Below are 23,106 nucleotides of genomic sequence, written 5' to 3'. Positions count from 1 at the left end.
TCCTCCTCAATAAAAAAACGCCTACTAAAGAAAGGGGCTGTCCCCAGACTTTAGTAGGCGTCATTAGCTATCTTTCGTTAGCATTTAAAGGCGAACACCATCACCTATTCACTTCCATTAAAAGATAGCATATTTTTCTGTAAAAAACAATAAAATTATCGTTCTTTCTTTACACGTTCAGCAAATTCATAGAAAGGAGCCAATTTCGTTAACTGTTGATTACATTGGTCACTATCATGACAAATATAATTCCCCTTTTTCGTATACGTGCCATCAGAACCTGCTTTCGTTGTAGAAAGAAAAAGCGAAACATTCGATGTTTTCTGACAGATTGCACAGATTCCCTTATTTATCGTTGGTGATAAAGTACCGCTAATCCCTTTTAATTTTTCATCTTCGTAATAGACCATGAATTTTTTCTGCGTACCTGGATCATTCCAGCCGATGTACGTATGTTCTTGCAAGTCGATTTCATTCCAAGCTGGTTGTTTGAGTTTTTTCACTTTTCGGAATAATTTCTCGATTTGTGGTTTGCTAGGCTGCATAAACGGCTGGACGATTTGCTTCAGCTCCTCCAATGCTCTTTCTGCTTGCGCTTTTGTCAGTTTTACGTCTAAAACTGTCGTTAAAAATGTATCGATTTCTGGCAGTTCGTGTTCTAATATGTCTCGAATCTTTTCAGCTGCTAGTGCCTGAACTGTTTGTACCGTTTTTGGATCATTGACAGATGAGTACGCATTTAATAACTGTTCTACTTCTCTTTTTATAAAAAAATATTGGTATGGTTTTATTGTTTGTTCCATGATTTTAAAGTCCTTTCTTCTAACCAAAGTGCATACTTTGTAGAAAAAAGTGATCTTCTGCAAAGTATGTGTTACCTGAAGATCCCGGACTCTTTTAAATAAGATACGTTTTGCATCTTATCATCACCCCCTTTAATGCTTATTATTCTATGTACATGATTCATTCGATAAATAAAAGTAAACCGTATCTTGAACAGATAGTCAACTGCAAACAGAAAAAAGGACTGTGACAAAAGTCGTGTCAAAGTCCCTTGTTTCGAATGAATGGTGTTCAAAAGCTGGCATCTGCGGTAATAAGCCGAAACTTCACAAAAATTTGAGAAGCAATTTTCGTAAATTCCTTCTTATTTCTTGAAGCTGACCACTTCTGTCACAACCTCAATATGGTCTATTATTGGTTTTACCTATTAAATCGAGGATTCTTTCCCAAAGTAACGTTGCCATCTCTTACGCATACTTGCAGACATGGGCTGAGCCGCTTCTTTGACTGCGCAGTATTTGTCCACGAATGTCACGATATATCCTTCTTTGTACTTAGGCGGTGCGATCGTTGCACCCCACATGTGCTTCAAAATGATATCTCGCTCAAGATCCGACAAATCGGTGATTTTTTCTGCATTCTTTACAGCAATTCTTGGATGGATATACGCATGTGTCCCCTCGTCAAATTTCGTCGTACGCCAATCATAGTAGAACAGATCATGCAAAAGTCCAGCACGCGCTGTTGCTTTAGCATTGCCACCCCATTTTTTTGCGAGCAGATAACTATAGTAAGAAACACTGATGGAATGCTCCAAACGAGTGGAATGAACATGCTGTGTGTAATTCGCTAATTTTTTCACTGCTTCTGTTTCTAAAAGATCTTGTACATAAGACATATATTCTTCGTCTTCACGCCATTTTTCTGTCATAATTATCGATCTGCCACCTTTTTGAATTTCATTTTCTTCTGAAATTGATCTAAGTATACCACCAGTGTTCGGATTATTCTAGTCGCTCTAGATAAAATAGCTAAAGCTTAATAGTTCCTTAATCATAAAGAAAAATGATAAAGAACGATCCCTGCTGCGACTCCGACATTCAATGATTCCGCATTTCCTTTCATTGGGATATATACGTTCTGATCAGTCAAAGACAAGATTTCCTGACTTACTCCCTGACCTTCGTTTCCCATGATTATAGCGAAATCCTCTGTTTTTTCTACTTTGTCTAATGCATGTGCTTCTTCATTTAATTCTGTACCGTACACCGTAAACCCTTTGCCTTTCATTACAGGGATCACTTCTGCCAAATCTTTTTGTAACACAGGCAAATGATAATTGCTTCCCTGCATGCTTCGCAGCACCTTTGTACTATAAATATCTGCCGTTCCTTTACCTAATAAAACACCAGCCATACCAAACGCATCTGCCGTACGGATCATCGTTCCCACATTTCCAGGATCCTGTACATTATCTAGTAAAAGCCAGCCTCCTGAAAAATCTGGCGTATCTTTAGATGTTAACATCATCACTGCTAAGATCCCTTGCGGTGTAGGTAGATCTGACATAGCGGTCATGACCTCATCTGAAACTAGAAAAGTAGAAATCTCTTTGTTTACAGCCAGCCAGTCTCCCCATTCTTTCATACCTCTCTGTGTCACAAAAAGTTCTTTTATTTCTGCATCAGACGACGCAGCTTCTTCAATCAGATGGAACCCTTCCAAAAGATATTCTGCCTTTTCTTCTCTGTATTTCTTTTTATGTAGTTTTTTTAATTCTTTGATTCTTGGATTTTTTGCTGATTGGATCTCTTTCACATTCCTTCACCTCACCTGATTATATCATGGAATAGGTGCTTGAGCTTGTTTCATCCTAAAAAAATCGGTATCATTGATTTATAAAACAGGAAAGAAAGGTGACGAACATGCGCAAAGTTAAAATGAATGTCCAAGGACGTGTCCAGGGCGTGGGATTTCGCTATATGACCAAGATGGTTGCTGATCAGTTAGGCGTGACCGGAACGGTAAAAAACGAAGACGACGGCTCAGTCACAATCGAAGCAATCGGAAATGACGACATCATCCAAAAATTTATCGAAGAAGTCAAGAAGTCTCCGAGCCCAAGTGGACGAGTGCAGTATGTGGATGTCCAAGAAGATCCGATGATTGAGGAACGAAAGAAATTTGATGTGGTGGGATAAGGTTGTGAAAAGGTCGCTGAGTTTTGAGTATTAAGGAAAATTTTGTGAAAATGGCTTTCCACATTTTTGCATAAATTTGACTTAATACCAAGAAATTGACTTTTGAGCACCGTCGATCAGGTTGTTTTTGAGGCGCTTTGCCTCAAGTATTAAAGATAGGTAGTAAAAAAGCTGATCTATAACTTGCAATGAATTTGCTTAACCCATATTTTCCAGACAGAACAAAAAAGTTTTTAGTTTTTTAAATAAGAAAGAAACACTTGGAATTACTCTTTTCTTTCCAAGTATTTCTTTCTTGATTTTTTGTCTTTTTTTCAAAATTTTTCGCTACGAAAAAGAAAGAATATTTATATGAAATTTCTATGAAGTTGATTGAATTCCATGCGCTTTTTTAGTATAGTTAAGTTTGTGTAAAAATTATAGAAGAGGAAGTATTCTATGAATAAATGGAAAAACTGGTTATTGGGATCCGGACTTGTCAGTATCCTGCTCTTTTTATCTGGCTGTGTGCGGATGGATTCAAACGGAAACCCTGACACTTCAGGAATCGTTTATCGAGTACTCGTCCATCCTATGGGCCAAGCGATTACATATCTAGTTGAGAATTTCAATTGGTCTTACGGCTGGGCAGTTATTGCAATGACTGTGATCGTTCGTATCATCATCTTGCCACTAGGTATCAGTCAATCGAAAAAAACAATGATCCAATCTGAAAAAATGCAAGCGTTAAAACCACAAGTTGAAGCAGCACAACAAAAGCTAAAAGCTGCAACAACACGTGAAGAACAAATGGCAGCACAAGCAGAAATGCAGCAAGTATATCGCGAAAACGGATTGAGTATGACCGGCGGAATCGGCTGTCTGCCTCTATTGATCCAAATGCCGATCTTCTCTGCCTTGTATTTTACGGCTCGCTACACAGAAGGTATCCGTGAATCATCTTTTTACGGCATCGATCTAGGCTCACCAAGTATGGTGCTTGTTGCCATTGCAGGGGTCGCTTATCTGCTTCAAGGATATATTTCAACAATCGGTATTCCTGAAGAACAGAAAAAGACGATGCGTACGATGCTGATCGTCTCTCCTGCTATGATCGTCTTCATGTCGATCAGTGCGCCAGCCGGCGTTACACTTTACTGGGTAGTCGGTGGTGTGTTCAGCTGTCTGCAAACATTCATCACAAACGTTATGATGAAACCACGTTTGAAAGCACAAGTGGCAGAAGAGTTGAAACAAAACCCGCCAAAACAAGTCGTCACTCCAAGAAAAGACGTGACAGAATCAGCAAAGCCAGCTGACAACAAACAAGCAACAAAACAAATCAAACAACCAAAAAACAGTACAAATAACAAAGGCCGCAACGCAGGAAAGCAGCAGAAGCGGAAGTAGATAGTAAATAAGAGTGTAATAAAAATTCATTAACAGTTTTAGCAATTAAAAATATCGACCAAGATTTTTGAAAAAGAAATCTGGTCGATATTTTTATTTAAGTGAATGTATAATTTGAATCATCGATTGATCGCTATCTAATTGCAGCAGCATCTTTTTATGAAGAAACAACTTTTTCTTATCTATCAACGTAGACAGGTGTTGCTGTTTCTTTTAATAGTGTACTTAATTCCTTAATATTTTGTTTTCCTTCTTCTAACATCCAACTACTCGCTTTTTCTTCGCCTTCGGTAACAAAAGGTGCCACTCCCTTCGCCCATGTTGCTCGCCCACATAAGACACCATTGAATGTCGAACCTGATTGTTTTGCAAAACGTAATGTATCTTGAAATAGCGTAGCATTGACTCCCGCACTAAAAAAAATAAACGGTTGTTCAGTCACTTTCGATTGTTCATAGAAATACGCGGATGCCTCTGCTTGACTATAACAAGTCTCTTGCCCATATCCTTCCACAAATCTCATATTCACTGGCACTTCTACTTTCAATACATCCACTTGATAACGTTCTTTTGAAAATTCTCGCATGGCTTCAATAACTTTATGTGGTTTTACTTTTGCATAGGCAAGAGAAGACGGACCGCCAATAGTTGCATCATAAGAAAGGATCTCTAAAAAGAAAGGTATGCCTTCTGCTTCGCATTCTGAACCAATCCGTTCTATAACTATTTGTTTTTGCACATTAATCTCTGCTGGTTCATCAACGTCATAGTACAATAAAAATTTACAAGCATCCGCACCAGCTTCTTTTAACCTTTTCACCGACCAAATATTCAATAAATCAGGTAATCTTCCCGGCATTTTCGTATCATAGCCGGTTTTTTCATAAGCTAGCAGCAAGCCACATTCTTTCTCTCGAAGCGCTGCTGCAGGCAGGCCGTATTCTGGATCAAGTAAAATAGCTGAGGCATAGGGAGTCAGGTATTGAGAAACCATCTGTTTAAATTGGATGATGTCTTCTGATGTAGCTTCTTTATATTGGTTGATCATTTTCTTCAAAGCACCACGCTGGTCGATTGCTAACGCGCTAATAATTCCAGCTTCATCCGTCAATCGCTTCAAACGTTCCTGCTTTTCTATACTCATCTTCTTCATAGATCTTCACCTATTTCTTTAGTTAATATTGTGGCTATTTCTGTTTTTGATTTTGCTTTTCTCAACTGTTCTGTAACCTCTTTTCGCATCAATGATCGTGCAACAAGAGACAATAATTTCAAATGAGTCGTTCCTGCTTCTGAATCTGGAATAAATAACGCAAAAATAAAATCAACTGACTGTCTATCTAAACTGTTCCATTCAATTCCTTTGTTCAGTGTGACGATAATCATACTAGGTTCGTTGATTGTTTGAGACTTCGCATGAGGGATAGCAAAACCTGACATTATTCCTGTAGTACCTTCTTTTTCTCTTTCTAGAAGTTTTTGATATACTTCTTTTTCGTCATGAGCGATTCCTAAACAGAATGTTTGCTTTGCTAAAAACTTAAATGCTTCTTCTTGACTATCTAATGGCTGTTGTAAAAAAATGTTCTCTTCATGAATGATTGTCATGATAAGCCTCCTGCTCTTCCTTCTTCGATAACTGTACGATTTGCTGCTTTATTATCCATCTTCTTGTCTTCATCAGTTACTCTTTTCTTTTGGATTAATCCTAGTATCACTCCACCAACGATCGAACCAATAAGAATCGCTGTAACCCATTGGATTTTTCCCGTCACTACAGGTAACACTAAAAAACCACCATGTGGTGCTGGAACTTGGACGCCAAACAAATAAATTAAGACAGCAGCAATTGATGAGCCTAACATCATCGTGGGTAACACTCGGATCGGGTCTTTCGCAGCAAACGGAATAGCTCCTTCCGTAATATGAGTTGATCCTAAAATAAAATTAACCAAACCTGCATTACGATCATTGGTATCAAAATATTTACCAAACAATAAAGTAGCAAAACCAGTAATCAACGGTGGTGCAATACAAGCTGCTGACACACCAGCCATAAAAGTCGTGTTTCCTTGTGCCAAAAGAGCTGTTCCTGTTACATATGCCGCCTTATTAACCGGTCCTCCCATATCAAACGCACACATGCAGCCAACAATCACGCCAAGAACAAGTGGATTCGAATGTTCAAATCCAGCTAAAAAGCTCATCATTCCTTCATTTATAGCCTTCATTGGACCTGCCAGCAAAGACATCACGATGCCAATAAATGCTACACCAATAACTGGATATAAGAAGATTGCCTTCAAGCCATCTAGTTGTTTAGGTAAAATTGTCAGTAGCTTTTGCAAAAATAAGATAAAATAACCTGCTAAGAACCCAGCTAAAATGCCTCCTAAAAATCCAGTACCGCCATTCATGGACACGAGTCCACCAACAAATCCAACGACTAACCCTGGACGTTTCGCGATCCCTTCTGCAATATAAGCTGCTAAAACTGGAACCATCATTCCCATTGCTGCATCGCCAACTACTTTTACCATTGCCGCTGTAGCATTGTATTGTGCATGATCTGGATCAAAAGAATAGATTCCCCAAACGGCAAATGAAATAGCAATCAATACTCCGCCAGCTACCACGAAAGGCAACATATGAGAGACACCATTCATCAAATTTTTATAGATGCTACGACCAAAATTAGCACCACTCATCACTTCTGGTTCTAAAGTATCAACAGCTTCCTTATCTGCTAAGACAGTACCTTTTCCTGCCAATGCCTCGTCAATCAGCCGTTGTGCATCCTTGATTCCTGTACTGACAGAAACATCAATGACTCGTTTTCCCGCAAATCTTTCTGAATGGACATCTTTGTCTGCGGCAATAATGACAGCATCAGCCTGTTTGATTTCTTCAGCCGTTAATTCATTTTCGATCCCAATTTGTCCATGGGTCTCTACTTTGATCGTGATGCCTTTTTTCCTAGCTGCTTGTTCTAATGCCTCTTGCGCCATGTAGGTATGCGCAATTCCTGTCGGACAACCGGTTGCTGCAATTAGTTGATATTTTCCCATCTTTCGAACCTCTCTTCCCTGATTTTGATTTGTTTACTTAATCCCTCCACATCTAAAAAATCTGTTAATCCTTTGCGAAAAGCGGTTGAGCTGCCTGCTGCTATGCTTTTACGTAACGTTTCATCAAGCGGTCGTCGATTCATGTATCCTGATAAAAAAGCGCCTAACATGGTATCACCTGCACATGCTGTATTGACAACTTTTCCTTTGGGCGAGTTTCCTCGAAACACCCTGTCTTTCGTAAAAAGAATTGCTCCTTTCTCACCGAGGGATAACAAAACATTTTCTGCACCTAACTCTACTAGTCGTTGTCCATAAACAAAGTAATCTTCATCTGTAACCATTTTTCGTCCGAACCAAGAAGAAAGTTCTTCCTCGTTCGGTTTCAGCAAAAACGGTCGATAGGGTAAACAATCCATGACTTCTTGATCACTACTATCAATAATCAAATGAATCCCCTTTTCCTGACAAATCCGACTGATTTCTATTAAAACCTTTGGAGACAGCCCTCTTGGTAAACTCCCAGAAACACAAAGATAATCTTCTGCTTGTAATGCTCTTATTTGATTTAAAAAATTATGGACAGCTGTCTGCGGTATTTCAGGTCCTTGATTCACTAATTTGTATTCTTCTTTCGTTTGATTGACTTGTGTAAATACATTGATACGCGTCATAACAGGCACTTCAATAAACTCTGTTTGGATTTGTTTCTGCTGTAAATAGTCTTCTATATACTTTCCTGTGAACCCAGCAGAAAAACCTAATGCCGTACTTGGGAAATCTAGCATCTTTAATACTAGTGACACATTCACTCCTTTTCCGTTTGCCTGAATGTCATCCTCTTTTGTGCGGTTTACCATAAAAGGATGCATCTCATCTGTTTCAATAAATAGATCAATTGCCAAATTCATCGTGCATGTGTAGATAGACATAACCAATGACCTCCTTGACTCTATTATGAAATACGCGAAAGTGAAAATGTTTTCTTAATCGTCCCAACACAAAGAAAACCTTTACATTCATAAACTCGTCGTGCTATTTTTTAACTAACTTTTGGTGAAAGAAGGAAAGAATATGGATCACAAATTAAGTGAAACAGCAAATGTCTCAACAGCCACCATTGTGCGGACAATGAAAAAGAAAGGCTATGAAGGGTTTACTTCGTTTAAGCATCATCTAAAAGAAGGAGAAAACAAGAACATCAATTTTTCTTTCTTAGATAAAGTAGACAAAGGTATCCGCCGAGCCATTCTAAAAAATGAACAAGAAGTGGTACGTACGATCAATATGTTGGAAATCGGAAATATTGAGGATGCGATACAAAGAATCAAATTTGCTGACCGGGTTTTTGTCTTTGCCCGAGGATTTTCAGAAATGATTGGCCAAGAAATGCTGGTAAAACTTCAATTAACAGGAAAAAATTGTCAAATGCATACTGATCCAGAAATTATCAAAAGCATCAGTCAGAAACTGACTAAGAAAGACAGCGTTATTTTTGTTTCTTTGAACGGCGAGACAAAAGAACTCATCACCGCCGCAAAGAATTGCTATGATGCAGAGATTGGTTCGATTCTAGTTACAGCCAATCATTCCTCTACACTGAAAGACTATTGCGAGATCAATCTCGTAGGTTTCAAATCAGAAGGTTCTTATTTCCCTGATTATGAAGTACGGTCGCGTTTGCCTCTCCAGATCATCGCGAGAATCTTGCTTGACGCCTATGTATTGCGTATGGGGGAGAATTGAGGGTATTTGATTTACAATTGATAACAATTGCTAGAAAAACTGTAAAAAATGCCTTACGTATCTCGCTACTATAATTTATTAGTTTCATTTCCCATTTTAGATAAAAGCTATCGTGTACTTTAGCATGGCTAAAAATACTACAAAATAAATAAACAAAAGGAAATAATAAAAAAATCTGGAACAGAAGCTTGTGCTTTCTGTTCCAGATTAGGGATGATGAAAATTCACATTTTTCAATTCTTATAAGCTATTTAAATCACTTTTTTATTGAACAAAGTTCTAATTATCAACTTACTTGTAAAAACTATTTTTTCCTTAATAAATCAAGGAACGGATTTGCCTTAAATAGAGTAGTAATGGTTAAATAAATAGGCAAAGCAATAGCAAACTGTATCAAATTAGTCAAAATACTACTTGATAAATTACTTGTTAAAGAACGTGTTACTATGCACATAAGTATTCCGCCTAGCAAAAAGATTCCAATTTTACGATATTCAAATTTAAAATCTGTACTCTTTAAGAAAGATCTTGTCCTTACAAAAGTTACAAAGCATTCTGCTAAAATATTCGAAAAAACTACACCAAAAAAACCAATAGTTGGTAACAATATTAAATTGGCTACGATATTGATGATGGCCCCAACAATTACTGATTTGTTATATTCCTTGACGTGCCCTATCGGCATTAAATATTGTCTGGAAATTGACATACCTAACGGAATAATTATTATTAGAGCTGAAAAATAAGGAATAACATTATTAATGTATATAAATTTTTCTCCAAAAAACCACGGCACTAATTTGTCATAAACAGTTAGCATGCCAAACATAATAGGTATTGAAAAGTATAATTGTAAATGTATAGTTTTCTCCATCATTCGAACGATTCTAGTCACATTTTCTTTTGCAAAAAAGCCAGTCATATGAGGTAATAACACTAAGTCTAACGTAGTAATAATGGTTATAAAAACGGTATTCAATTGTAATGAGTTAGTGAAATATCCAACCGCCATGCTGCCCATAGTAAATCCTAAAAGCGTTTTATTCAAATTTGTATACAACATAATAGCTATTTGCGGTATAAAATATTCAAATGATCCCTTTAAGTGATTAAAGCTATTTCTTATACTTACTTTTACAAAATGAATATACTTAGGAATAAACAGCCAAACACTTATTTGCGAACATACTAAACCTAACGCTTGAATAAGTGTATATTTTAATGCATCTCCTTCATTTTTAATCAAGAAAACAATTAAAACAAACGTAACAATTTGTACCAATAAATTAGAAATACTAGTTTTTTTAAAATCTTCAATCCCCATAAAAAACCACGAAACATCAAAAAATACGGCTATAATCGTCAAGGATTGTATCAATAAATAAATTTTATTCTCTAAGAAGAAAGTTAAAGCAAAATAAAACATAAGAACAAAAATAGTTGTCATTGCTTTAAACATCAGTATTTCCCAAAATACTTTTGATAATTCTTCTTTATTTCTGTTAAGTATTAAAGTAATTTCTCTATTTCCATAAATTGCGACACCTAATCCAGCAACTAAAACAAAATATTGAGCAATTGAAAAAGTATAATTATAAATACCGATTCCACTTGGCCCTAGCGCATTCGATACTATTGGAATAGTAATTATAGGGATAATGATTTTAGTAATTTGAAACAAGCTCTGATAAAAAAAATTTCTAGCTAAATTTTTCATGGTTAATCCCGTCTAAAAATATCTCTCGTATAAACTTTTTCTTTTACTTCAGCTAAAGCTGGCTCCATACGATTTGATACAATCACATCTGACATATTCTTGAATTCGTCAAAATCTTTGATCACCCGTGAATGATAGAATGCTTCTTTATCTAGTGTTGGTTCATAAACTACGACTTCGATCCCTTTTGCTTTGATACGTTTCATTACACCTTGGATAGATGAATACCGAAAGTTGTCAGAATTTGCCTTCATTGTTAAACGATAGATTCCTACAGTTTTAGGTTTTTTCGCTAAAATTTGGTCTGCAATAAAATCTTTTCTTGTCGTATTTGCGTCTACAATTGCACTGATGATATTGCTTGGAACATTTTCATAGTTTGCTCTTAGCTGCTTTGTATCTTTAGGTAAACAATATCCTCCGTAACCAAATGAGGGATTATTGTAGTGAGAGCCAATTCGAGGATCTAACCCTACACCCTCAATGATTTGTTTTGTGTTCAATCCTCGAGACTCGGCATAAGTATCTAACTCATTAAAATATGCTACGCGTAAAGCAAGATAAGTGTTTGAAAACAATTTGATTGCTTCAGCTTCAGTAGGATGTGTCAAAAGAACTGGCACATCTTTATCTAAAGCGTTCCGTTCAAACATATCCGCTATTTCTTGCCCTCTATCAGAACACTCTCCTACAACAATTCGAGAAGGATACAAGTTATCATACAATGCCTTCCCTTCTCTTAAAAACTCTGGAGAAAAAACAATATTCTCTGTTTTAAATTTTGCTTTTAATTCTAATGTATATCCCACAGGAACAGTTGACTTAATAATAAAAGTTGCATCTGGTCGAATGATCAGGGCTTTTTCAATAACATCTTCAACTGTGGAAGTATTAAAGTAATTTTTCTTTTCGTCGTAATCTGTCGGTGTAGCGATGATCAAGTAATCACCAAAAAGTACAGCTTCCTCGAAATCTTTAGTAAATTCCACATTTAAATCATCCCGTTCGAGAAACTCGTGAACTTCTTTATCCTCTAAAGGTGATTGTCTGTTTCTTAGCATATCAATCTTTTCCTCAACGATATCATATGCTTTAACATTTTCGTGCTGGCCAAGTAATAAAGCGTTAGCTAAGCCAACGTAGCCGAGTCCAAAAAGTGCGATACGCATCTTACTTCATTCCTCCTCTAATAAAATCTTTCTTAATTAATTCATATCCCTTAAAAGGATTGTTTCTTACTATATTGAAAAGGTTTTGGCTAGCAGAAACGTATTTTTTCATTTTAATTTTATACTTAAATATTCTGTAATTGAAATTTAATTCGATCTCTTTTTGCTCCTGAATCGAGAATCTATCTTTTATTGATTTATATTTGTTAAAAAGATTGATTTCACCAATAAGTGTTTTTCCGCTTGTACTTATTCTAGTAAATTCGTGTTCAAAATAAACTGATAGAAACTCTTCTATACAAATAATCTCATTACCATTTTCAAGTAATTTACATGTTAGTATAGAATCTTGTTTTGCTGGTGTATTGTCAAATCCTCCGACCTCTATTAATGCTTTTCGAAGAATTATCCATTGTGATGTAGCAGCAATTGATCCTACCTTAAAAAGTTCAAATAGGGCATTTCCATTATATACATATTTCCATTCTTGGCCTAAATTTGATTTGACAAAAGAATAAGCCATTACTCCTTTTTTTTCTTCAAGAACTGAAATCATTTTTTTTAATTTTTCAGGCAAAAAAATATCATCATCATCTAAAAAGGCGATATATTTACCTTGTGCTTCTTTAATGCCAATGTTTCTTGCTTCAGCTCCTCCAAGGTTTTTTTCGTTATATATAAAGCGTATTTTGCTGTTTTGGATTTTATTTTCTAAATTTCTATTATTAATTCTATAAACATTTTCTCCTACATTATCATCAATGATTAAGATTTCATAATCAGTAAAATTTTGTTTGAAAACACTATTGATTGCTCTCTCCAAGAAATCATTACGTTGAAAAGTAGGTATTACTACGCTAACCATCATACTATTTTTTCCTCTCAAAACGTATCTTTTTAAACATAAAAAAAATTGGAACATAAAACCACTGTTTTATACTTTTTCCTTTAATATATTTTTTGAAACTTTTTTCATTTAACCATTCTAGACTATTTATATTCATAGATACTTTGATTAATTCTTTGGTTTTCTTTAATCCTTTTACATGTTTCTGTATATATTTTTTTCTCATTTTTAGGGAATACAGTGTACTTAAAGGATTTTCTTCCCAAATTCTAAATAAATTCTTTGTCCAACCATCCTCTAGATAACGATATCCATATACTTGATCTTTAAACGGCAAAAATTTACCATAGTCTGCTAAATAATAATATAGGCTTTCTTCGCTCATAAATTTTTCATCTTTAAATTTTGGAAATTGAAATTTTTTAATATATTTATTGTTTATAACAATGCAAGTTTCAATATTTAATCCAAACTTAAACTTGATATCAGGAATATTCATAGGGATTTTTTTTTCAATCCATGGAGAGATATAAATAGAATCTAAATTTTTCTTCGGAAAAATTAATCCTATCATATCATTTTCTATTTCTTGAATTCTCATTTCAAATATTTCTATTGATTTTTCAAATAAAATGTCATCACTATCAACTACAACATGCCATTCAGTTTTCATGTTTTTTATAGCTGTATTATAAGCTACATGTTTGCCACTATTTTCTTGGTAAATGTACCGTATTTTAAATGGTAATTGTTGTTTTTCTAATAATAAAAAAAACTCCTTAGTCTTATCAGTTGAACCGTCATCGACTATAAGCCATTCAAAGCCTTTGCTTGTTTGATTTAATAATGATTCGTATAACTTTTTTATTTCTTTTTTTCTATTATAAGTAGGAGTAAATATTGTTATCATAAATGCCCTCTCAATAACTTAATATTATTAGCTTTACGGCTTAATAAAAATAAAGGAAATAGATTAAGCCTAAAATCTATAGGATAAAGTTCACTAAAACTAATACATACTATGGATAAAAATATCAAAACTAATATAGTATCATCATACTTTATCGCCTCTTTAATACAAAAATATAACGTAAAAGAAAAAGTTATCAATGAGATAAAACCGTATTCCATCATCATTCTTCCAAAAGCATTATCTAAAATAATATGATTTTTTGATACATAAAAAACGGATTCTTTGGCTATTTGATTATCTAAACCTAAATATTGTCCTAAATACGTGAATCCATGTAATGCATGTGTCTTATATAAATAACCTAAGCGTCCACTAAATAACAAATCAAGTTTATCATTTGCTATGTGTATTGAAAAATAAATTGTTGCTCCTACTATAAATGATAAAACTACAGCATAAAAAAACAATAAATAATCAGATAATACGTATTTATTTATAAATGCATATATTAATATGAATATAAGCATTATTATTAAAGAGGTTCTACTATTTAAAATTGCTTGAGATAAAAAGATAAAAAGACAATTTATGATTAGTAATGTAAAATTTTTTTTTCTAAATAAGTACCAAGAGCAAAAGAATAAAATAGTAAGTATACTACCCAAATTATTAACGTGATTGAAGCCTAAAGCATATCGTAAAACAGAGCTTTCTTCTCTTATCATTATAAGATTTGGAATTATACCAATTAATGATGAAACTATAACTGCTGAAGTAGTAAAAGTAGCTGTATAGAAAAAGATTTTCACCAGACGATTAAAATAACAAAGACTAGAGCTCAAAACTAATATAATATTATATAAAAATAATGCCGATTTAGTAAAATAAAAAGAGGCTATTCCAAAAAATATTATAAGCAAAGCTAAAAATATATACTTCTTTTTTAAATTAAATAGAGACATTAATAGTAAACAGCTAAAACATACTCTCTGAATATTATTTATATTGAATTGTAAATTGGGAAATATAACGGAATATGTGCTCATACTTAAAATTAAACTAAAAACTATTATTACATAAAACACCATAAAAATTTTTTCACTTAAATCACTAATTATAGAATATCTATTTGTCATCTCAAAATCCCTTTAATATCTTTTTTATTTTTTCATAACTTCCAATACCAAAAGAACTATCAATTATTTTTCTTATTTTAATCTTTATAGGAATAGTTTTTTTTCTAATATTTTTAATGATATTTCCACCTTGATACCACGATGCAGAATAATGGTGTATAGAAATAGTATTACATGTAAGATTTGTAATACCTTTTTCAATGTCATAGGGACAAAAATATTCTGTTGAAAAAATTATCGTATCCTTGATAATTTGTATATTATCATCATTAGATAACCCGTGTTTCTTTAAAATATTAGTCGTTATATCCACACAAGTTGTAAGATTCATTCTACCCTTATAAAAAAAATGATTATGTTCATAATATTTCATGTTTTCATATAAGAAATTGTTGCCTTTGACAGCACCAAAACCTAATCCAGTATTGACTCTACCCGGTAACTCCATCCCCAAATAACAAGAATGATGTAAAAGATCATCTAATGGTCTAATCAATTCTACATCTGTATCTAAATATATGCCACCATTATTATAAATAATATCCAATCGAGCGTAATCAGAAACAAAAGCATATTTTTTTGCTTTGTAAGCCTCAGCCATATAATCAATTTTGAATACATCATAATTTTCTTCATTCCACTCAATAATCTCATAATCAGGACAAAACAACTTCCATGATTCTATACATTTTTTTACTTCGTTTGGAAGTGGATTTTTTCCAAACCAGCAATAATGAATCTTCTTAGGTATCATACTTTAAAATTCCTCCTTCTCTAAAAATTATTTGATATCCAAACTATTTACAATGCTTTCTAGTTTTTCACAAAACTTTAAATTATTACTATTTATCTTAATTTCTATATCATTTTTAGAATTATTTAATAAATTTAAAAGTTCATTAATCTCTTTAAGTACATAAATATCATAGCCTTTTTTTTTAACTGCTTCAGCAAACTCTAATTGATGATCATTTACATGTTCACTAAACCGTTTTTGTCTAGGAACAACTATAGGTTTTTTCCCCTTTTTTAAAACATTCATAAATGTAGAGGGGCCACCATGAGTGATTACTAAACGAGCTCTATCAATATATTCTTCCATCTGTTCATAAGATAAAAATTGTTGGAAATCACAAGTTTTAGGTATATAGTTGCAAAATCCAGTTTGCATGAAGATTTCTTCTGAAATCAATCTGCTTTCTTTTAATCTATCAATTTCTTTTATTAGACGATCAAATTGCTGTTCATGTGTTCCCACAGTCACAAATATCATTAAAATATACCTCCGAGATTAATTGCTTTTGGATACACTTTTTTCATCTCATCCCACTGTACAATAAATTTATCTGTCACAGGATATACTAATTTTCCAGTCAGGGTTGGCGCATCAATTCTATCAAAAACCTCAATGTAAATAGTTTTTGCTCCGATTAATTTACCTAAATAGAAAAACGGAACTGCTACAGCTGCACCGGAAGATATGATTAAATCTGGTTTTTCTTTTAATAGTATTCTAATAGCGAGAAAAGAATTACGGATTAAGTTTATTATATTACGATTTGTTGGATAATAGCATGGAAAAAATCGTTCATCTTTCAACATACTTCTCGAATCCTCTTTATCAAATGTTACCCAAAATCTTTCTTCTTTTTCCCAGAAATTTTTTAATAAATATAGATGAGTCAAATGTCCTCCACTTGAACCTACTAAACAAATTTTCAATAACTTACACTCCTTAATATGCCCCATTTGGTTTTATAACGATCCAAATTGTCTTGATAATTAGTTTAAAATCATTCAATAGGCTTCGATTAGTTATATATTCTAAATCTAAATCAACCATTTCATGAAAACTAACATCATTTCTACCACTAACTTGCCACAAACCTGAACATCCAGGTTTTACATACAAGCGTTGAAGATCATATCTCGTGTACTCAGCTACTTCCCTTTCCAAAGGTGGACGTGGGCCAATTAGACTCATATCTCCTTTTAAAACATTCCATAGCTGTGGCAATTCATCAATACTTTTAGCACGGATAATTTTACCTATTTGGGTAACACGTGGATCTTCTTTCATCTTGAACATTGCGCCTTCTATTTCATTTTGATCAAGTAACTCTTCCAATTTTTCTTCAGCATCTAAACACATAGAACGGAATTTATGCATTTTGAATGTTTTTCCATTTTTACCAACACGTGTATGGCTAAAAAATATTGGACTTCCTGGCTCTTCTTTTCTGATTCGATAAGCTACATAAAACATCAAAGGAGAAGCTAAAATCAAACCAATAATGCTTCCTATAATATCAATCATTCTTTTAAAAAATAAATAGATACATCGTTTTTCTACTTTTTCTTTATCCAACAAAACTTGATTAGGATGTACTTCACTAATACGAGATAATAAATCTTCACTTTCCATACTTTCAGTCCCTTTCACTATCCTCACTCTCTCCTCATTTCCTTTTTATCTACGAATAAAGAACTAAAATAAACCAAACTTCTTCTTTTTTACCTCTTCATAGATTGAATAACTGATTTCATCCCCATTGATCAGATCCTTTGCGACTTGTTTCATCTGTACTACTTTTTCCTTACCAAAGTCCTTGGCAATCTGTTCATAGCACTCTTTTAAGTAAAAGGTGCGCTTAGAGACCCCATGGGCATCAGAAGCAGCCATCTGCACAAGATTATGTTTGACCATCGTTTTGGCTGTTTTCTGGATATCTTTGCCAAATACACCAACATAACTTGGCGCAGTAAGTTGGGCCAAACATCCCATATCTAGGAACGGAATCAAATGATTCGGGTCCTCGCGAAAATGCGCATTACGTTCTGGATGGACGATCACTGGTGTCTTTCCTAGTTCTAACAACTCAAAAAAAAGCCGTTCCGCATATAACGGCACTTCCAGTGTCGGAAATTCGATCAGAAGATATGTATCATCTAAATCTGTAAATAAAATTTCATCTCGATGGATGTCTTCGATGAGCGTTCCGGTAATACGTACTTCTTGTCCTTCCAATAACGTCAAAGGCAATTGTCTTTTCTCTAATTCTGCTTGTAACGAAGCGACTAGAGAAATGACTTGTGATTTTTCATTGCTGTATTTTCCATTATTATGGTGTGGTGTGCATAAAATATGCGTGATGCCTTGCTGAATCGCTTTTTCAGCCATTGCAATACTTGCTTCTAAGTTTTCTGCCCCGTCATCGATTCCTGGTAGGATATGGCAATGTAGATCGATCATTTCCCTTGTCTCCTCTCTTCTTATTCCTTAATTTTTCCTTAATTTCCGTAGTAATAACCAGCATCTTTGCTATGTTCTGCTCCGTTGTATACAACACCTAAGACTCGTGCTTGTACCATCTCCAGCAGTTCTTTTGCTTTAGTCAAGGATTCTTTACGTGACATATTTTCACGTACGACCAATAAAGTGCCATCTGTTTTTGAAGACATGATCTGTGCATCTGTTACGGCTACTACTGGTGGCATATCGAATATCACCACGTCAAATATCTGTCTTGCTTCGGCTAGAATCTGATCCATTCTTGGCGAGCTTAACAATTCTGATGGGTTGGGTGGCTTAGGCCCACTAGGCAAAATCGACAAGTTCTCGACTGGCGTTCGTTGGATCACATCTGCTACACTTCCTGATGAACTAAGTGCTGTACTTAATCCACTAGCATTGCTCAACTGGAATGTTTTATAGACGACGGGTTTACGTAAATCTGCATCGACTAATAGAACCCGTTGACCGGATTTAGCAAAAACGACTGCAATGTTTGCTGCAGTGGTGGATTTTCCTTCTCCAGGACCTGATGAAGTCACGACAATCGTTTTGATTTGCTGACCAGCTGTGGAGGCAAATTGGATATTCGTCCGGATCGTACGATATTGTTCGGCGATTGGTGAAGATGGGTTTGTTAATGTGATCAAACTGACTGCATGAGTTTGTGCTGCTTTTTGTTTCTGTGTTCGTGCCATTTTTCTTCCTCCTAGACTCTTGAGCGGCTTCTGCGTGATGGGGCTGTTTTACCGTTTGTAGCTTTTGGTCGTGCAGGAGCTGATCCTTTTTTACGGATACCAGCGTTCAATTCTTTCGCTGACATTTCTGGAACTGTTCCTAAGATTGGAAATCCTAATGTATCCGTCACATATTTTTCATCTTTCACTGTCCGATCGAGTAATTCGAATAAGAATGCCAGACCTACGCCTACCATCATTCCTAATACTAAGCCAATCACTAGATTCAATTTATTATTTGGCGAAACAGGTGTCGTATTGGCAACTGCACCTGAAATAATCGAGATTTTATCGACATTCATCACGTCTTTTGCGTTCTCTTGGAAAACTTGTGAAGTTGTGTTAGCGATCTGTTGAGCAGTCACTGCATTCGTGCTTATTGCCTGGATCGAGAACATTTGTGAATTTTGTGACTGATTGACTGAGATGGCCTCTTTGATTTGTTCAGCAGTCATTTTCACATTGTCTTCTGTTTCTAAACGATCTTTGACTTCATTTAGCACTAAATCACTGACGATCATATCTTTATACGTATTGATCATTTGCAGGTTCGTATTGACATCATTGACATTTGCTGTGTCTGATTGTGGCAGTGTCACGATCAATTGTGCTTGTGAACTGTATTTTGGTGTCAAGATGAAAAATGTTACGATTCCTGAGATGGCCAAGCCAGCAAACATTGAGATGATGATTGTTACCAAGTGTTTGCGTAATGTTTCAAAAATTTCTTTCAAGTTGATTGTCTCTTCCATTTTTTCTCCACTTTCCTATTTATTCTCTAGATTCATTTGATCTTTTAATTCTTTTTTCACACGATCAAGTTCTTGATCGCTGACTTTTTGATAGGAGATATTATCTTGCATGAAGCCTTCTCCTTGCAGCTGATCTTGCTTGATCGTACCAAATGCCTCCCGATAATCTAAAGCGATTTTTTTCATTTCATCAAAGCTCATGTCTGTTTTCATATTCGACTCTAGAGCATTCAAAACGGATTGATAGTTGCTGACACCATTTAGACTCAATACTTTTTTTGCTACGCCTTCTACGATCTTTCTTTGGCGCCCTTGTCTACCGTAATCACCATTTGGGTCTTCATAACGCATACGAGAATAAGATAATGCCTGAACCCCGTTCAATGTAATTTTACCGATTGGAAAGTCATAGCCATCTTGTGAGAAAGTGAGGTCATTATTGACTTCGATACCACCAATTGCATCAACGAGTTCCTTTAGCCCTTTCATATTGATAGAGACATAGTGATCGATTGGGATGTCTACATATTTTTGTACGGTATCCATCGCCATGGCAGCTCCGCCGAATGCGTAAGCGTGGTTGATCTTGTCTTTTGTGTCACGACCTACGATGTCGACATACGTATCTCGAGGAATGCTGACGATCGTTGTCTGTTTGTCTTCAGGACTGACTGTGGCAACCATCATCGTATCTGATCTTCCTTGATCGACCCGACCTAAATCTCCAGTATCAATCCCCATCAATAGAACAGAGAAAGATTCTTGTTTGTTCAGATCAACTGGTTTCGTTCGTTCTCCTTGGGTTCGTTCCACTGACTCGTAAGTTTTCTCAATAGAATGTGAGAGATCCAGATATAATTTTGCTCCTACTCCTACAATTGCTAATACTAATACGATAAGAACTGCTAAAATAATCAGAAATATTTTTTTCCCTCTTGATTTTCTTCTTCGTCTTGCCATAGTTTCCTCCGTTTGCTAGCTTTGCTTTAATTGTTACTAACTTATATTGCTATAGCCCATTTGCTGAGCAACAGTTTGTGCTTTTGTTGCGTATGCTGCGCGTATTTTTTCATTCCGGATCTGCTCTATTTGACTGAGCACCGTCAAATATTGATCGTAAGTAGCGGTGGCAGTCACTTGACCATCCTTCAACATCGTATCGAATAACTGATCTAGTTGCGAGACTTGCGCGATCTGAGTATCAGCGAATCCTAGATATTGCATAACAACCGTTTTCCAAGGACTATCTTTAAAAAAGCTCATATTTTCACGTACACGAGCGACATCTGCACTTGTCACCTTTTCTTTGATGACGACATCGTCTACAGCTTGCTGCCAGTTTGATACATTTTTAGTAAATAAATCGTTGACAGCTGTCTGGATCTTCAGTTTTGATTCTGCACTATCTAACTGTGTCACGATTGCTTTCTTCTCATCTTGGATTGCAACAGCTTCTTTAGGCAATTCTGATTCTTTGATGTCGTAATCATCTGCTGAAAGTTTGACAGAGGATAGCTTATTTGACAAACTTGTGATTGTTTCTTCTGTTATTTCAGGGTTTAGAAAATTTTTTTCTTTTGTACTATACAGCTTGTCTACTTCTTTTGATAAAGAAGTCAAGGTGTCTTTTTGATTGGTGATGGCAGATTCTGCATAATTGATCCGTTGCTGATGTTGCCGCTGATTATTGATATGGTAACCAAACAAACAGATCGCAATAGCACCTGCACCTACCGCCACAACAGTCAATGATTTGACGAATGGCTTTTCCATAGATTCACTCCTAAGTATTGATGATAGATAAATTAAGATATAATTCACTTACATAAAAATGACAGCTTTTTATTTTAAAAAACATAATTGGGAGCGTCAATAATTTTGTGTAAATAACTCGTCCTTCTGCAAAATAATGGGTTACTCAGTAAACATTGAAGCTAATGTATCCGTCACTTGTTGGAAGCCTTTATGGCTTCTATTTAAGAATTTTTGATTGTATGTATCAAAGATGGATACTAGGAAACGCTCTAGTGATTCTTCATTTTGAAACTGATCTTTTCTGCGGCTGTATTTCTTGATTTGTTTATTGAAAGATTCGATTAAATTAGTTGAGTAAATGCTTCGGCGGATACCAGGCGGAAACTCATAAAAAGTCAATAAATCTTGATTTTTTATCAGTGACTGCGTCACTTTAGGATAAGTTTTCTGCCACTTCTCAATCATACTCCCTAAAAAGGTATTTGCCTCTTTCTTTGAGCTAGCTTGATAAACAGCCTTAAAATCATCACAGATTTCTTTTCGATCTTTGACACGTACTTTATGAGCAATATTACGGGAAACGTGAACACAGCAATGTTGGTATTTAGCTTTAGGATAAATCTGGTGAATCGTATCTTTCATGCCTTTTAAGCCATCGGTAATAAACAGTAAGACATCATGAACCCCTCTGGAGTAAATGTCCTGTAACAACTCATTCCAAACGTAGGTCGATTCAGTCGGAGCAATCGCATAACTTAGTACTTCTTTAGTGCCGTCTTCTCGTATACCAATGGCAATATAGATTGCTTCTTTGGAGACGGTTTGCCGTTTTAAAGGAATATAAGTAGCATCCATGAAAATAGCGACATACTTATCATTTAGAGTTCTAACTTTAAATGCATTTACTTCTTCAGTCAGCACTTTAGTCATGTTGGACATGGTTTGGGGCGTGTAGTGATGCCCATACATTTTCTCAATCAAGTCTGCGATTTCCGACATGGTAATACCTTTTCGGAAGAGGTGAATGACGGTCTCCTCTAAGGTATCATTCGTCCGTCTATAAGCAGGAACAGTCTGTTGCTTGAACTCGCCGTTGCGGTCGCGCGGAATCTGGAGATGAAGTTCCCCGTACTCGGTCTTGACCGTACGGTCATAGGAGCCGTTACGAGAATTACCCGTGTTAAAACCAATACGATCGTACTTTTCGTAATCGAGGAAAGCCGTTAACTCCGTTTTGAGAAGCGTATTGACAGCTTTTTCCAAATGGACACGGAATAATTCATTCAAATCGCCTTTGTTCGCTAGAGTCTTTAGAATTTCTGTAGTAAAATCGTTCATATGGAAGTCCTCTTTTCTGTGAATGTGTTGTGGTAACTCTATTCTACAGAAGGGACTTCCTTTTTTCTATTTACACAAAATATTTTACACTCTCACATAATTAAACTAATATATTCACAGAAATATTTGTAAACAAGTTTTCCCTATATAATCATACCACAAACTGTTTTCTTGACTAGGGCAATTTACGATTTAAAAGTAAATAAAACATTAATAAGATAACAATTAATCGATTTCATTTTTATTTCCTTAATTTTCATAGG

The 23,106-nt window shown here is 35.1% G+C and carries 25 protein-coding genes and 1 riboswitch; of the genes, 3 read left to right on the top strand and 22 right to left on the bottom strand.

Annotated features, from left to right (window positions below; translation table 11 throughout):
- Positions 1–47: 47 nt before the first annotated feature.
- Positions 48–114: riboswitch (Fluoride riboswitch) on the bottom strand.
- 41 nt (positions 115–155) lie between these two features.
- The 3 genes from PYW34_RS03950 to PYW34_RS03940 all read right to left on the bottom strand — a co-directional run bounded on the left by PYW34_RS03950 (position 156) and on the right by PYW34_RS03940 (position 2,601).
- The gene (locus PYW34_RS03950) at positions 156–803 is read right to left on the bottom strand and encodes a FusB/FusC family EF-G-binding protein (protein WP_002334497.1); all 648 of its coding nucleotides are present in this window, start codon (positions 801–803) and stop codon (positions 156–158) included.
- A 407-nt stretch (positions 804–1,210) separates the two neighbouring features.
- On the bottom strand, positions 1,211–1,714 hold the full coding sequence (locus tag PYW34_RS03945) for an HD domain-containing protein (protein ID WP_002289559.1): 504 nt from the start codon (positions 1,712–1,714) through the stop codon (positions 1,211–1,213).
- A gap of 122 nt (positions 1,715–1,836) precedes the next feature.
- Positions 1,837–2,601, bottom strand: coding sequence for a TrmH family RNA methyltransferase (locus tag PYW34_RS03940; protein ID WP_002334496.1), 765 nt, complete (start codon positions 2,599–2,601; stop codon positions 1,837–1,839).
- Between the two features lie 107 nt (positions 2,602–2,708).
- On the opposite strand from PYW34_RS03940, the gene PYW34_RS03935 reads away from it, so the two are divergent.
- Positions 2,709–2,984: an acylphosphatase gene (locus PYW34_RS03935; protein WP_002289551.1), complete on the top strand. Its 276-nt coding sequence runs from the start codon at positions 2,709–2,711 to the stop codon at positions 2,982–2,984.
- Between the two features lie 438 nt (positions 2,985–3,422).
- Positions 3,423–4,373 carry a membrane protein insertase YidC gene (gene yidC / locus PYW34_RS03930; protein WP_002306243.1) on the top strand — a complete coding sequence of 317 codons (951 nt, stop codon included), beginning with the start codon at positions 3,423–3,425 and terminating at the stop codon, positions 4,371–4,373.
- A 178-nt stretch (positions 4,374–4,551) separates the two neighbouring features.
- Here the strand turns inward: yidC and lacD are convergent, their stop codons facing one another.
- Genes lacD through pfkB form a run of 4 tightly spaced genes read right to left on the bottom strand, consistent with a single transcriptional unit; the run spans position 4,552 to position 8,373 of the window.
- The gene (gene lacD, locus PYW34_RS03925) at positions 4,552–5,526 is read right to left on the bottom strand and encodes a tagatose-bisphosphate aldolase (RefSeq protein WP_002334495.1); all 975 of its coding nucleotides are present in this window, start codon (positions 5,524–5,526) and stop codon (positions 4,552–4,554) included.
- On the bottom strand, positions 5,523–5,981 hold the full coding sequence (locus tag PYW34_RS03920) for a fructose PTS transporter subunit IIA (RefSeq protein WP_002330075.1): 459 nt from the start codon (positions 5,979–5,981) through the stop codon (positions 5,523–5,525). The genes lacD and PYW34_RS03920 overlap by 4 nt, the downstream gene beginning before the upstream one ends.
- Positions 5,978–7,441, bottom strand: a complete 1,464-nt coding sequence (locus PYW34_RS03915; protein ID WP_002334494.1) for a PTS fructose transporter subunit IIC — start codon at positions 7,439–7,441, stop codon at positions 5,978–5,980. The genes PYW34_RS03920 and PYW34_RS03915 overlap by 4 nt, the downstream gene beginning before the upstream one ends.
- Entirely contained in the window at positions 7,423–8,373 is a 951-nt protein-coding gene (pfkB, locus tag PYW34_RS03910; RefSeq protein WP_002334493.1) for a 1-phosphofructokinase, read from the bottom strand. The genes PYW34_RS03915 and pfkB overlap by 19 nt, the downstream gene beginning before the upstream one ends.
- A gap of 142 nt (positions 8,374–8,515) precedes the next feature.
- Here pfkB and PYW34_RS03905 point away from each other — a divergent pair, with 142 nt between their 5' ends.
- Positions 8,516–9,187, top strand: a complete 672-nt coding sequence (locus tag PYW34_RS03905; protein WP_002334492.1) for a MurR/RpiR family transcriptional regulator — start codon at positions 8,516–8,518, stop codon at positions 9,185–9,187.
- 304 nt (positions 9,188–9,491) lie between these two features.
- On the opposite strand, the gene PYW34_RS03900 is transcribed toward PYW34_RS03905, so the two are convergent.
- From PYW34_RS03900 to PYW34_RS03830, 15 genes are all read right to left on the bottom strand, one after another.
- Positions 9,492–10,904, bottom strand: coding sequence for an oligosaccharide flippase family protein (locus tag PYW34_RS03900; protein WP_002311303.1), 1,413 nt, complete (start codon positions 10,902–10,904; stop codon positions 9,492–9,494).
- A 2-nt stretch (positions 10,905–10,906) separates the two neighbouring features.
- On the bottom strand, positions 10,907–12,073 hold the full coding sequence (locus tag PYW34_RS03895; RefSeq protein WP_002311302.1) for a nucleotide sugar dehydrogenase: 1,167 nt from the start codon (positions 12,071–12,073) through the stop codon (positions 10,907–10,909).
- Between the two features lies 1 nt (position 12,074).
- Positions 12,075–12,941, bottom strand: coding sequence for a glycosyltransferase family 2 protein (locus tag PYW34_RS03890; protein WP_002334491.1), 867 nt, complete (start codon positions 12,939–12,941; stop codon positions 12,075–12,077).
- Between the two features lies 1 nt (position 12,942).
- Positions 12,943–13,830: a glycosyltransferase family A protein gene (locus tag PYW34_RS03885; protein WP_002334490.1), complete on the bottom strand. Its 888-nt coding sequence runs from the start codon at positions 13,828–13,830 to the stop codon at positions 12,943–12,945.
- Positions 13,827–14,969, bottom strand: coding sequence for a hypothetical protein (locus tag PYW34_RS03880; protein WP_002334489.1), 1,143 nt, complete (start codon positions 14,967–14,969; stop codon positions 13,827–13,829). Before PYW34_RS03880 ends, PYW34_RS03885 begins: the two co-directional genes overlap by 4 nt.
- A 1-nt stretch (position 14,970) precedes the next feature.
- Positions 14,971–15,723: a glycosyltransferase family 32 protein gene (locus tag PYW34_RS03875; RefSeq protein WP_002334488.1), complete on the bottom strand. Its 753-nt coding sequence runs from the start codon at positions 15,721–15,723 to the stop codon at positions 14,971–14,973.
- A gap of 27 nt (positions 15,724–15,750) precedes the next feature.
- Entirely contained in the window at positions 15,751–16,242 is a 492-nt protein-coding gene (pssE, locus tag PYW34_RS03870) for a PssE/Cps14G family polysaccharide biosynthesis glycosyltransferase (protein ID WP_002334487.1), read from the bottom strand.
- On the bottom strand, positions 16,242–16,691 hold the full coding sequence (gene pssD, locus PYW34_RS03865) for a PssD/Cps14F family polysaccharide biosynthesis glycosyltransferase (RefSeq protein WP_002311295.1): 450 nt from the start codon (positions 16,689–16,691) through the stop codon (positions 16,242–16,244). The genes pssE and pssD overlap by 1 nt, the downstream gene beginning before the upstream one ends.
- 13 nt (positions 16,692–16,704) lie before the next feature.
- The gene (locus PYW34_RS03860; RefSeq protein WP_025478009.1) at positions 16,705–17,394 is read right to left on the bottom strand and encodes a sugar transferase; all 690 of its coding nucleotides are present in this window, start codon (positions 17,392–17,394) and stop codon (positions 16,705–16,707) included.
- A gap of 63 nt (positions 17,395–17,457) precedes the next feature.
- On the bottom strand, positions 17,458–18,222 hold the full coding sequence (locus PYW34_RS03855; RefSeq protein ID WP_002334485.1) for a tyrosine-protein phosphatase: 765 nt from the start codon (positions 18,220–18,222) through the stop codon (positions 17,458–17,460).
- Positions 18,223–18,260: 38 nt separating this feature from the next.
- A complete protein-coding gene (locus PYW34_RS03850) occupies positions 18,261–18,959 on the bottom strand; it encodes a CpsD/CapB family tyrosine-protein kinase (RefSeq protein ID WP_002334484.1) in 699 nt (232 codons plus the stop codon).
- 11 nt (positions 18,960–18,970) lie between these two features.
- The gene (locus tag PYW34_RS03845; protein ID WP_002334483.1) at positions 18,971–19,750 is read right to left on the bottom strand and encodes a YveK family protein; all 780 of its coding nucleotides are present in this window, start codon (positions 19,748–19,750) and stop codon (positions 18,971–18,973) included.
- Between the two features lie 15 nt (positions 19,751–19,765).
- Entirely contained in the window at positions 19,766–20,710 is a 945-nt protein-coding gene (locus PYW34_RS03840; protein WP_002334482.1) for an LCP family protein, read from the bottom strand.
- Positions 20,711–20,746: 36 nt separating this feature from the next.
- A complete protein-coding gene (locus tag PYW34_RS03835) occupies positions 20,747–21,523 on the bottom strand; it encodes a hypothetical protein (protein WP_002334481.1) in 777 nt (258 codons plus the stop codon).
- 141 nt (positions 21,524–21,664) lie between these two features.
- On the bottom strand, positions 21,665–22,843 hold the full coding sequence (locus PYW34_RS03830; RefSeq protein ID WP_002334480.1) for an IS256-like element ISEfm2 family transposase: 1,179 nt from the start codon (positions 22,841–22,843) through the stop codon (positions 21,665–21,667).
- Positions 22,844–23,106: the final 263 nt, after the last annotated feature.

The organism is Enterococcus faecium (assembly GCF_029023785.1).
Lineage (GTDB): Bacteria > Bacillota > Bacilli > Lactobacillales > Enterococcaceae > Enterococcus_B > Enterococcus_B faecium.
Note: the sequence above shows the minus strand (reverse complement) of the source record. Positions and strands in the feature narration are given on the sequence as shown.

What these genes read in the sequence shown, in the direction of transcription:
- PYW34_RS03915 (WP_002334494.1), bottom strand. Translation starts at nt 7,441, where the DNA reads ATGGGAAAATATCAACTAATTGCAGCAACCGGTTGTCCGACAGGAATT.
- pssE (WP_002334487.1), bottom strand. Translation starts at nt 16,242, where the DNA reads ATGATATTTGTGACTGTGGGAACACATGAACAGCAATTTGATCGTCTA.
- PYW34_RS03840 (WP_002334482.1), bottom strand. Translation starts at nt 20,710, where the DNA reads ATGGCAAGACGAAGAAGAAAATCAAGAGGGAAAAAAATATTTCTGATT.
- pfkB (WP_002334493.1), bottom strand. Translation starts at nt 8,373, where the DNA reads ATGTCTATCTACACATGCACGATGAATTTGGCAATTGATCTATTTATT.
- PYW34_RS03830 (WP_002334480.1), bottom strand. Translation starts at nt 22,843, where the DNA reads ATGAACGATTTTACTACAGAAATTCTAAAGACTCTAGCGAACAAAGGC.
- PYW34_RS03900 (WP_002311303.1), bottom strand. Translation starts at nt 10,904, where the DNA reads ATGAAAAATTTAGCTAGAAATTTTTTTTATCAGAGCTTGTTTCAAATT.
- PYW34_RS03885 (WP_002334490.1), bottom strand. Translation starts at nt 13,830, where the DNA reads ATGATAACAATATTTACTCCTACTTATAATAGAAAAAAAGAAATAAAA.
- lacD (WP_002334495.1), bottom strand. Translation starts at nt 5,526, where the DNA reads ATGAAGAAGATGAGTATAGAAAAGCAGGAACGTTTGAAGCGATTGACG.
- PYW34_RS03875 (WP_002334488.1), bottom strand. Translation starts at nt 15,723, where the DNA reads ATGATACCTAAGAAGATTCATTATTGCTGGTTTGGAAAAAATCCACTT.
- PYW34_RS03880 (WP_002334489.1), bottom strand. Translation starts at nt 14,969, where the DNA reads ATGACAAATAGATATTCTATAATTAGTGATTTAAGTGAAAAAATTTTT.
- PYW34_RS03890 (WP_002334491.1), bottom strand. Translation starts at nt 12,941, where the DNA reads ATGATGGTTAGCGTAGTAATACCTACTTTTCAACGTAATGATTTCTTG.
- PYW34_RS03950 (WP_002334497.1), bottom strand. Translation starts at nt 803, where the DNA reads ATGGAACAAACAATAAAACCATACCAATATTTTTTTATAAAAAGAGAA.
- yidC (WP_002306243.1), top strand. Translation starts at nt 3,423, where the DNA reads ATGAATAAATGGAAAAACTGGTTATTGGGATCCGGACTTGTCAGTATC.
- PYW34_RS03835 (WP_002334481.1), bottom strand. Translation starts at nt 21,523, where the DNA reads ATGGAAAAGCCATTCGTCAAATCATTGACTGTTGTGGCGGTAGGTGCA.
- PYW34_RS03920 (WP_002330075.1), bottom strand. Translation starts at nt 5,981, where the DNA reads ATGACAATCATTCATGAAGAGAACATTTTTTTACAACAGCCATTAGAT.
- PYW34_RS03935 (WP_002289551.1), top strand. Translation starts at nt 2,709, where the DNA reads ATGCGCAAAGTTAAAATGAATGTCCAAGGACGTGTCCAGGGCGTGGGA.
- PYW34_RS03945 (WP_002289559.1), bottom strand. Translation starts at nt 1,714, where the DNA reads ATGACAGAAAAATGGCGTGAAGACGAAGAATATATGTCTTATGTACAA.
- PYW34_RS03850 (WP_002334484.1), bottom strand. Translation starts at nt 18,959, where the DNA reads ATGGCACGAACACAGAAACAAAAAGCAGCACAAACTCATGCAGTCAGT.
- PYW34_RS03855 (WP_002334485.1), bottom strand. Translation starts at nt 18,222, where the DNA reads ATGATCGATCTACATTGCCATATCCTACCAGGAATCGATGACGGGGCA.
- PYW34_RS03845 (WP_002334483.1), bottom strand. Translation starts at nt 19,750, where the DNA reads ATGGAAGAGACAATCAACTTGAAAGAAATTTTTGAAACATTACGCAAA.
- PYW34_RS03895 (WP_002311302.1), bottom strand. Translation starts at nt 12,073, where the DNA reads ATGCGTATCGCACTTTTTGGACTCGGCTACGTTGGCTTAGCTAACGCT.
- PYW34_RS03860 (WP_025478009.1), bottom strand. Translation starts at nt 17,394, where the DNA reads ATGGAAAGTGAAGATTTATTATCTCGTATTAGTGAAGTACATCCTAAT.
- PYW34_RS03905 (WP_002334492.1), top strand. Translation starts at nt 8,516, where the DNA reads ATGGATCACAAATTAAGTGAAACAGCAAATGTCTCAACAGCCACCATT.